Below are 9,629 nucleotides of genomic sequence, written 5' to 3' on the forward strand. Positions count from 1 at the left end.
CATGCGGATCATCTGCAGCACCACGGTGCGATCATCGGTCAGCTCCACCCCGGCCGCGTAGGCCGCGAGCGGTGTGCCGGGCGGGGCCATCAGGTAGGGGACGACGTACATCGTCTTCCCGCGAGATGCGCCATGCATCCGCTCGACGATGAGCGGCTTCACCTCGCTCGCTGGCCGCCAGTTGTTGTAGCGGCCGCGGTCAGCGGGATCCGAGGTCGCGACAACCGTGCGTTCCTCGGAGCGGGCGGTGTCCTTCGGGTGGGATCTGGCATAGTACCGGCCCACACCAGCGGGCAGCAGTTCACCTGCGGCGAGGGCTTCGCCGATGAGCCGCGCGTCATCGGCAGCCGAGACGAGCTCGATCCGCTCGGGATCGGTGACCTCGGCCCACTCCTCCACGAATGCACGGATGCTCTCATTGTCAATCTCGGCAGGTATCGGGATTCGGCTCTCATCAGCCATGTGACACTCCTTCTTCTCTCTTTTCGCGTCTGAGCGCGTCCGACGACCGTCCTGCCCACAGTCACAGATCATCTGCGCACTTCACTCTAATGTTCGGCGTGCCGTAGTTTCAAATGTTGGCATGTCGTAGATCGGGGAACTACAGTGATGTTATTACTAGATACGCCGCTCCAAACTCTGGTGAGGCACAACATGTAGTGGTTGCTGGCGGGGCGCGTCGCAACCGAAGAGCGAGGAGGATCGCCATGCCAGCCCTATCCGAGTCCCGGCGCGAAGCGCCCTCTGTGCGCGAACTTGCCGCCGCCCGGTCGCCTGATCTGGTGTTCTTTTCGAGTGTTTCGGAGAACACTCGTCGCTTCGTCGACCGGCTCGACCGGCCCGCGGTTCGTGTTCCGCTGCGGCCACGGGTGGAGGGGTTGATCCGGGTTACACGGCCGTTTGTGCTCGTTGTCCCCACGTACGGCGGAGGGGAACGAGCTGGGGCGGTACCGAAGCAGGTAATCCAGTTTCTGAACGACCCCGCTAACCGGGCACTCATACGGGGCGTCATCACAGCGGGGAACACGAACTTCGGCGAGCACTACTGCCTCGCCGGTCCCGTCATCTCCGCGAAATGCCAGGTCCCGGAGCTGTACCGCTTCGAGCTGCTCGGCACGCAGCGCGACATCGAACACGTGAAGAACGGCCTGACCCGCTTCTGGGAGCAGGCCTCCGAAAACCTGACATCCATTGAGAGGAAGACCGCATGACCATCATCTCCCCAGAAGCTCCGGCCCGCACCGGGATTGGCGCACGGAAGGACTACCACGCACTCAACGCGCAACTGAACCTGTTCGCATCGGACGGGTCGATCCAGTTCCACAAGGACCGGGAAGCCGCAGAGGAGTACCTGCGCCAGCACGTCATCCCGAACATGAGAACCTTCCGAAGCGTGGCCGAACGCCTGGAGTGGCTGGTCGCGAACGACTACTACGAGCAGGCGTTCCTCGATGCGTACACTCCGGAGTTCCTCACGGACCTGCATGAGCGCGCCCGCGGGGCGGGGCACCGTTTCCACACCTTCCTCGGCGCGTTCAAGTTTTTCACCTCCTACGCCCTGAAGACATTCGACGGCACCACGTACCTGGAAGGGTTCGAAGAGCGCGTCGTCGCCACCGCGCTTTTCCTCGGACAGGGCGACGGAGCCCTCGCGACTCGGCTGGTGGACGAGATGCTCTCCGGCCGGTTCCAACCCGCGACACCGACGTTCCTGAACGCGGGCAAAGCACAGCGCGGCGAGCTCGTCTCCTGCTTCCTGCTCCGCCTGGAGGACAACCTCGAATCCATCGGACGGAGCGTCAACTCCGCGCTGCAGCTCTCCAAGCGCGGAGGCGGGGTCGCGCTACTGCTGACGAACCTGCGCGAAACCGGAGCACCGATCAAGCAGATCGAGAACCAGGCCTCCGGCGTCGTCCCGGTGATGAAGATCCTCGAAGACAGCTTCAGCTACGCCAACCAGCTCGGCGCCCGACAAGGGGCCGGGGCAGTGTATCTCCACGCGCACCACCCCGACATCCTGCGGTTTCTCGACACGAAGCGGGAGAACGCGGACGAGAAGATCCGCATCAAGACGCTCTCCCTCGGCGTCGTGATCCCCGATGTCACCTTCCAGCTCGCGAAGGAGAACCGGGACATGCACCTGTTCAGCCCCTACGACGTCGAGCGCGAATACGGAAAGCCGCTGTCGGATCTGTCCGTGAACGACCACTACGACGAGCTGGTCGCGAACCCGCGCGTGCGCAAGACCACGATCAGCGCACGAGAGTTCTTCAAAACCCTCGCCGAGCTGCAGTTCGAATCCGGATACCCCTACGTGCTGTTCGAGGACACCGTCAACCGCGCCAACCCGCTTCAGGGATGGATCAACATGTCCAACCTCTGCAGCGAGATCCTCCAAGTGAACACCCCGTCCCGTTACGACGCCGCGATCGGATACGAGCAGGTCGGCCGGGACATCTCCTGCAACCTCGGCTCCCTCAACATCGCCCAGGCCTTCGCCTCACCGGACTTCGGCGCGACCGTCGAGACCGCGGTGCGGGCACTCACGAGCGTGTCGGATCAGACCGACATCGACGCGGTCCCCTCGATCGCGGCCGGGAACGACGCGTCGCACGCGATCGGGCTCGGACAGATGAACCTCCACGGGTTCCTCGCCTCGCAGCGCATCCGCTACGGCAGCGAGGAAGGCATCGACTTCACCGACATCTACTTCCTCACCGTCACCTACCACGCCCTGCGCGCCTCCAACCGGATCGCCATCGAACGCGGCACGACCTTCGCCGGGTTCGAGACCTCCGCCTACGCGGACGGCACCTACTTCGACAAGTACACCGAGCGCGACTGGCAGCCCGCCACCGAACGCGTCCGCGCCCTCTTCGCAGAGGCAGGTGTCGCGATCCCCAGCCGCGACGACTGGGCCCAGCTGCGGGAATCGGTGCGGAAGCACGGCATCTACAACGCCTACCTGCAGGCCATCCCGCCGACAGGATCGATCTCGTACGTGAACAACGCGACCGCGTCGATCCATCCGATCGCAGCGAAGATCGAGATCCGCAAAGAAGGCAAGCTCGGCCGCGTCTACTACCCGGCCCCGCACATGACCGACGACAACCTCGAGTTCTTCGAGGACGCGTACGAGATCGGCTACGAGAAGATCATCGACACCTACGCCGCCGCCACCCGCCACGTCGACCAGGGTTTGTCTCTCACGCTGTTCTTCCGCGACACGGCGACCACGCGCGACATCAACAGAGCCCAGATCCATGCCTGGCGTGCCGGGATCAAGACCCTTTATTACATCCGCCTGCGCCAGCCCGCGCTCGAAGGCACCGAGATTGAAGGCTGCGTCTCCTGCGCGCTGTAACCCCAGAATCCGATCTTCCCGAAGGAACACCCATGACCCTCACCGATATCACCCGCCCCATCACCGAGATCTCCGTCACTCCGCCGGGCTATCGGCACGACCCGGCAGCCCGCCTGCGGCCCATCAACTGGAACCGCGTCGGAGACGACAAAGACCTCGAAGTTTGGAACCGCCTCACTGCGAACTTCTGGCTGCCGGAGAAGGTGCCGCTCTCCAACGATCTCTCCGCCTGGCAGAAACTCACCCAGGAGGAACGCACGCTGACCATGCGCGTGTTCACCGGGCTCACCATGCTTGACACCGTGCAGGCCACAGTCGGCGAGATCTGCCAGATCCAGGATGCCCGCACCGAACACGAAGAGGCCGTGTACACAAATATCGCGTTCATGCAGTCCGTGCACGCCCGCTCCTACTCGTCTGTGTTTTCCACGCTCACCTCGACCCCCGAAATCGACGACGCCTACCGGTGGGCCGTCGCGAACGACCTTCTTCAGGAGCGGTGTAAGAGGGTGCTCGCGCACTACTACGGGGATGATCCGCTCAAGCGGAAGGTCTCCTCGACGCTGCTGTCCTCGCTGCTGCTGTACGCGGGGTTCTACCTGCCACTGCACTTCTCCGTGCACGCCACGCTCACTAACACTGCCGACATGATCCGGCTCATCCTCCGCGACAAGGCCGTGCACGGCTACTACTCCGGATACAAATACCAGCGCGGCCTCGAAACCCACACCCTCGCCGAACAAGAGCACATGCGCGAGTTCACCTATGCGCTCCTCGAAGAGCTCTACGAACTCGAACTGGCCTACTCCGGTGAGCTCTACGAGCCGCTCGGACTCATGGACGACGTCGCCGTGTTCGTCCGCTACAACGCGAACAAAGCACTCATGAACCTCGGCTACCCTGCCCGCTTCACGCCAGAAGAGACCGAAGTCAACCCGGAGATCCTCGCGGCTCTCGCACCCGGCGCGGACGAGAACCATGACTTCTTCTCTGGATCTGGGTCCAGCTACATCATCGGCAAAGCAGTAGATACCCGTGACGATGACTGGGACTTCTGAGCCTTTGCCCCGTCCCGACGAAGGGGCATGGCTCGAAACTATCGCCTTGTTTAAGGCTGTACGAGAAGGCAACCAGCCCGCTGCGCTGCGGTTACTCGGGACCAGTTCGAACCGAGATGCCGTTATCGGTGGGCTCCTTTCGATGCTTGGCATGTTTCTCCGCGCGGAGAGTCCACACAAGCTTGATCAGTTCATCGCCGCGTCGCACCGTGCCGGCCCACCGCCGGCGTTTGGGGCCCGACCTTTTCTCCCGCCCATCGAGCACTGATATCACTTCGAAGAAAGAGAACACCGCCAGTGACAAAGAACATCAACGTAATCATCGGGAGCCTACGCCGGGGCTCTTACGCGCGCAAGATCGCCCACAACGCCATCGACTACTTCCCCGAAGGTTACAAAGCAAGCATCCTTGAGATCCGTGACCTCCCTCTGTACGACTTCGATTACGACGACCCCGAAGTTGCCGACGTGCGAGTCCCAGAGGAGTACACGGCATTTCGAGAGGCAATCAAGGCTTCCGATGGCATCCTGTTCGTCACACCAGAGAACAATCGCACCATTCCCGCATGCCTCAAGAACGCCATCGACATCGGTTCCAAACCCAATGGAGATGTCGCATGGAAGAACCTACCAGCCGGCATCATTAGCCACTCGGTGGGCCGCATGGGCGGCTACAGCTCACAGAAGAACCTTCGCCTCGCCTTGTCATACTTCGACATGCCGACGCCGGGCCAACCAGAGGTATTTCTCGCGCAATCACCCACCCTTTTCGATGAAGAGGATCGGCTCAATGAAGACACTGCGCAGTTCCTCCAAGACTACGTAGATCGCTTCGTCGGCATCATCGACAGACAGCTCGAAGCAAGAGGCAACGGGTGATTATCGAATCCCGATGCAGGGCATCGATCATGGCTCGAATGGGGCCGTCCCTAAGCCGATGCCTTGGGCACTGATGAATGCAAGCAGCCACAGGTTCCGCGGAATCGCGAGGGAATCCGCGGAACTTCACCCCCATCCTTGTCCGCACGCGTAGCGATCACACACCAATTCCGCCTGTCGCTTTCGATTGTGTGAAGTTGATCGCGATCCGCGCCGGAAGCGCAAGGTTGTTTAGCGAGTTCGGTAGCCGCCACGTCAATGTCGGCGATGTCGTGGTTCTCGCTGCGAATACGCTTTGTGGTGCTGAGCCTGAGGGCTGGGTTACGACCACAACGCTGTACTTGGATCGTGACTATGTGATCGATCAGGTGTTCTGGCAGCATGCCGCACGTTTCAAGGATCGTCTCGATGCAAGCGACTTCCTCGAAGCAAGTTACGCGGAGCCAGCGCAGGTCGTCCGGCTTGGGGAGGACCGCGCGGGGCTACTGATGCCATGGCTGGACGAACTCGCAGCGCTGAGCGCTGACGGTCAGCACTCGAACAACTTCTACCGGGCGCAGGCGCTGCTCTCCGCTGTGCTCGATGTCATCGTTCCGCACCTCGCGGTCACTGGCGATCGAGTCACATCGACACAGCGGAGCACGATTGTGCCATCAACACCGAGGCATCGCGCGTTCCGACCGTTGCGGGCCGAAGCTCGGATAGCTGCAGAGCTCCTCGCCAGAGATATGGATCGTCGTTGGTCAGTTCCTGAGCTGGCGGGAGCAGTCCACTTGTCTCCGTCGCAGTTGCGGCGCGTCTTCACACAGGCATTCGGAAAGTCCCCGATCGCGTATCTGACGATGCTGCGTGCGGAGCGAATGGCGCACTTGCTGAAAGCCACGGAATCACCAATCTCGGTCGTTGCGGCGTCTGTCGGTTGGGGTGATCCTGACTTCGCCGCCCGGCAGTTTCGACGGAGTATCGGTGTCGCCCCGAGTGAGTATCGCCGGATCAGCCGGCAGATTCCGTTGCCGTCGTACCCCGAGTGAACGCGCGTGCGTCCGGGTGAAACGACCATGATTCGATGCTCGGATCACCAGGCTGGCCACGTGTGAGGTAGTGGTGGTTTGACCACGTCGGGTTCAGTGATGCACCTGGCGGTCGCTCACAATCTGTCCGTCGTCCGTCTCGATTGTTGTCTCTGAGTCCCTTCGCGCACCTTCTGGTCGCAGAGGTCACCCGCCGTGTGCGGAGCCTCGCGGAAGGAGGACGACGATGGCAACCACCGAGGAACAACGGGCTGCGCGGGATGCGAAGCTCGACGCCCTGCATGAAAAACTCACCGGCGCGGTGGAGTCGTTGGTGTCGGGTGAGGACTGGAAGCAGGCGCTCACGTTCGCGACCCGGTTTCGTGCCCGTTCATTCAACAACACGCTGCTGATCTTCGTGCAGCATCAGGCGGCATTCGAGGCGGGCCGGGTGCCGGAGCCGGTGCCGTCGTATGTGGCGGGGTTCAAGCAGTGGCAGGCACTCGGCCGGCAGGTCGAGAAGGGCCAGTCGGGGTACATGATCCTCGCCCCGGTGACGGGCAGGTTCGCGTCGTTCACGCCGAAGGTGGCGGAATCGTGGCGCAGGCTTGGCCGGTTCGAGAAAGCGAAACCGGGTGAGGCGGTGCGCTCCCGCCTGGTCGGTGTCCGCCCCGCCTACGTTTGGGATGTCTCCCAAACCGCAGGCGACCCGATCCCCGCACCACCCTCCCCGCGGCTGCTCGAAGGTGAAGCACCCGACGGTCTCTGGGATGGCATCGCACGGCTCGTGGAGGCGGAGGAGTTCACGGTGTTGCGGGTGCCGCATGAGGGCATGATCCACGGCGCGAACGGCCTCACTGATTTCGGTGCGCGGACGGTGGCGGTGCGGGAGAACATGCCCGAGGCCGCACAGGTGAAGACCCTTGTCCACGAGCTCGCCCACGTCCTCCTGCACGGGCCGGACAACCCGGATGCGACGGGGCATCGAGGGATTGGTGAGGTGGAGGCTGATTCGGTGGCGTTGATGGTCGCCGCAGCGCACGGCATGGACACCAGCGACTACACGATCCCGTATGTGTCGGGGTGGGCGGCGACGGTGCCGGAGAAGTCCCCGGTCGAAGTCGTCCAAGCCACCGGCGAACGAGTCCGCAAAACCTCAGCCAGCATTCTCGACCAGCTCCCCACGGTGCAGATCGGCAACGGTGACCCTCCCGGCCTCACCCGCGACACCCCAGCGAAGAAACGCCCCGAGCCTGCGGTCGAGACGACTGCTGATCCCTTGACGGAGGAGCCGCGCCGCGCCGTGGCGTCGTCGGTGAGGAGCCTGTGATGGGTGCCGTCGATCTGCTCAGCGAAGTCGGCGGGATGCCGCTCTCGGAGGCGGCGGCGCGGTTCGCTGCGGCCGGAGTACCGGTGTTTCCATGCGCGCCGGGCGAGAAGCGCCCGCTGGTGCGCCGTGGGTTCCATGACGCGACCGCTAATCCGGGGCAGGTTGCGGCGTGGTGGTCGAGGTGGCCTTCCGCGAACATCGGCATCCCCACCGGTGCCGCATCCGGGGTCGAGGTCGTCGATGTCGACGTGCACGCGACCGGCACCGGATTCCCCGCCTTCCGCACCGCGCACCGTGAAGGCCATGCGGCGGGGTGGGCGGCGCTCGTGCGCACCCCCTCCGGCGGGCTCCACGCCTACTATCCGGCAGACTCCGACCGTGTGCAGTCGTCGTGGCAGGCAGCGCGGGCGCATGTCGATTTCCGGGGTGACGGTGGCTACATCATTGCCCCGCCGTCGAAGGTGCTGCGCCCTGGCGGGGTGCGGGCACCGTACCGGCTGATCGTCGCGGCAGGTAGTCCTCCGGCTCCGGTGGATGCGGCGCGGCTGCGCGAGTTCTTAGACCCTCGCACCCCGATCCCTCTCGACCGTGCGCGCGCTTCTCGGTTTGAGCGGCGGGGGTCTGATGCGAAAGTGCTCGCCGGCTGGGTGGCGGGGCGTGGTGAGGGTGAGCGGAACCGGGGCCTGTTCTGGGCCGCCTGCCGACTCGCAGAATCAGGAGCCCCTCCCGATGTAACCCTCGACGCACTGGGCCCGGCGGCAGAGCACGCGGGGCTCAGGCCGCGGGAGATCATGGCGACGATCCGCTCCGCCTACCGCACCACCCACCCCACAACGCGCACGTCCGTGGAGCCCGTGGCGGATGAGCGGCGTGTGGTGCGCGGATCACCAGGGCGGGTGATCTCATGAGCACCATCGAGACTGTCTTGCCGCGGGGTCGCCGGTTGGCTGCGGTGACGGCGATCACGGGAACGGTGTTCATCGCCGCCGGCGCATTCTGGCTGTCATTCACCGCGCTTGCTGATCTTGCGCGGCGGTCTGGGATTGATGCGGGCCAGGCGTGGGCGTGGCCGTTGATCGTGGACGGCATCATCGTCGTCGCAACCGTCGCCGTCGTCGCCCTCGCCAACCAATCCCGTCCGACCTGGTACCCCTGGACGCTCCTCGCCGCCGGCGCCGTCGTGTCGGTCACGGCGAACGCGATCCACGCGATCATTGCCGCCGACACCGACGTCCCGGCGGTTCTTGCAGCGTCGGTCGCTGCGATCCCGCCGCTGGTGCTGCTGTCGATCACGCACCTCACCGTCATCCTCACCCGCCCCACCACCACGCCGGATACAGACGCGATCGAGGAGGTGCCGGCAGAGACCGCCGCTCCATCGCAGGCGGTCGCCGTACCGGAGGCTGAGCAGGCGCAGGCAGTGGAGATGCCGGTGGTGTCAGTGAGTGAGCGGCGGGCGGAAGCGACGCAGTTGCGGGAGGTGGAGGGGTGGTCGAACAAGCAGATCGCCCGGCACCTGGGCGTGCACCCCTCCACCGTCGGCCGCTGGTTCACCCCAGCCATCAACGAAGAGCAGGAGGAGACCTCGTGAACGACCACACAGAGACCAGCCGCACCGAGCTACCGGAGACGCTGCCCGAACGGGGCGACGGTGCGGGGGCGGAGCGGTCGGCGTTCGCCGTGCACCGCGACCCCTCACTCTCAGGAACTACTACTGACCCTGGTTCGCGTGTGGAACGCGGGATCGCGTGGGTACGTCCGACTGATCTGATCGCGTCGAGCACCGCCAGGATCGCTGGCCGCGGCATCAACTTCCAGACCGAACTCGCGCACCGTGCCCGCCGCGCGCCAGGCCACGCCTACCGGGCGACCCGGAATCATGCGCGCGACATTCGGGATCGCCGAGCGGAACGCGCGGCACCTGCGGAGTCGGCGGTGTTCGAGTCGTTCGATGTGTTCGAGCCGCAGGATCGGCCCCGCTCGTCGTC

At 64.3% G+C, this 9,629-nt stretch carries 9 protein-coding genes and 1 pseudogene; 9 read left to right on the plus strand and 1 reads right to left on the minus strand.

Features of this window, described 5'->3' with window-relative positions; all coding sequences use genetic code 11:
- A pseudogene (locus ACTIAO_RS15680) lies at positions 1–462 on the minus strand (phosphoenolpyruvate carboxykinase (GTP)); the annotation flags it as partial.
- 245 nt (positions 463–707) lie between these two features.
- On the opposite strand from ACTIAO_RS15680, the gene nrdI reads away from it, so the two are divergent.
- The 9 genes from nrdI to ACTIAO_RS15725 form a co-directional block, all read left to right on the plus strand.
- Positions 708–1,211 (plus strand): class Ib ribonucleoside-diphosphate reductase assembly flavoprotein NrdI, encoded by a 504-nt coding sequence (gene nrdI, locus ACTIAO_RS15685; protein WP_121657515.1) that lies wholly within the window; start codon positions 708–710, stop codon positions 1,209–1,211.
- Positions 1,208–3,364 (plus strand): class 1b ribonucleoside-diphosphate reductase subunit alpha, encoded by a 2,157-nt coding sequence (gene nrdE / locus ACTIAO_RS15690; RefSeq protein ID WP_441907103.1) that lies wholly within the window; start codon positions 1,208–1,210, stop codon positions 3,362–3,364. The genes nrdI and nrdE overlap by 4 nt, the downstream gene beginning before the upstream one ends.
- 32 nt (positions 3,365–3,396) lie before the next feature.
- Positions 3,397–4,422, plus strand: a complete 1,026-nt coding sequence (nrdF, locus tag ACTIAO_RS15695; RefSeq protein WP_087136528.1) for a class 1b ribonucleoside-diphosphate reductase subunit beta — start codon at positions 3,397–3,399, stop codon at positions 4,420–4,422.
- Positions 4,423–4,719: 297 nt separating this feature from the next.
- Complete coding sequence (locus ACTIAO_RS15700; RefSeq protein WP_087136529.1) at positions 4,720–5,301, plus strand: NADPH-dependent FMN reductase; 582 nt, start codon at positions 4,720–4,722, stop codon at positions 5,299–5,301.
- Positions 5,302–5,492: 191 nt separating this feature from the next.
- Positions 5,493–6,332 carry a helix-turn-helix transcriptional regulator gene (locus ACTIAO_RS15705; protein ID WP_243736110.1) on the plus strand — a complete coding sequence of 280 codons (840 nt, stop codon included), beginning with the start codon at positions 5,493–5,495 and terminating at the stop codon, positions 6,330–6,332.
- A gap of 226 nt (positions 6,333–6,558) precedes the next feature.
- On the plus strand, positions 6,559–7,641 hold the full coding sequence (locus tag ACTIAO_RS15710; protein WP_087136575.1) for an ArdC-like ssDNA-binding domain-containing protein: 1,083 nt from the start codon (positions 6,559–6,561) through the stop codon (positions 7,639–7,641).
- Positions 7,641–8,549 carry a bifunctional DNA primase/polymerase gene (locus tag ACTIAO_RS15715; RefSeq protein WP_087136576.1) on the plus strand — a complete coding sequence of 303 codons (909 nt, stop codon included), beginning with the start codon at positions 7,641–7,643 and terminating at the stop codon, positions 8,547–8,549. Before ACTIAO_RS15710 ends, ACTIAO_RS15715 begins: the two co-directional genes overlap by 1 nt.
- Positions 8,546–9,232, plus strand: a complete 687-nt coding sequence (locus ACTIAO_RS15720) for a DUF2637 domain-containing protein (protein WP_087136577.1) — start codon at positions 8,546–8,548, stop codon at positions 9,230–9,232. Before ACTIAO_RS15715 ends, ACTIAO_RS15720 begins: the two co-directional genes overlap by 4 nt.
- Positions 9,229–9,629: hypothetical protein (locus tag ACTIAO_RS15725; protein WP_441907104.1), on the plus strand; the 401-nt coding region annotated here is incomplete at its 3' end. The genes ACTIAO_RS15720 and ACTIAO_RS15725, both read left to right, overlap by 4 nt.

Source organism: Microbacterium sp., from assembly GCF_052099035.1.
GTDB lineage: Bacteria > Actinomycetota > Actinomycetes > Actinomycetales > Microbacteriaceae > Microbacterium.

Bases quoted from the DNA above. Each gene is read 5' to 3' on its own strand.
- nrdI (WP_121657515.1), top strand. From the start codon at position 708: ATGCCAGCCCTATCCGAGTCCCGGCGCGAAGCGCCCTCTGTGCGCGAA.
- nrdE (WP_441907103.1), top strand. From the start codon at position 1,208: ATGACCATCATCTCCCCAGAAGCTCCGGCCCGCACCGGGATTGGCGCA.
- nrdF (WP_087136528.1), top strand. From the start codon at position 3,397: ATGACCCTCACCGATATCACCCGCCCCATCACCGAGATCTCCGTCACT.
- ACTIAO_RS15710 (WP_087136575.1), top strand. From the start codon at position 6,559: ATGGCAACCACCGAGGAACAACGGGCTGCGCGGGATGCGAAGCTCGAC.
- ACTIAO_RS15715 (WP_087136576.1), top strand. From the start codon at position 7,641: ATGGGTGCCGTCGATCTGCTCAGCGAAGTCGGCGGGATGCCGCTCTCG.
- ACTIAO_RS15720 (WP_087136577.1), top strand. From the start codon at position 8,546: ATGAGCACCATCGAGACTGTCTTGCCGCGGGGTCGCCGGTTGGCTGCG.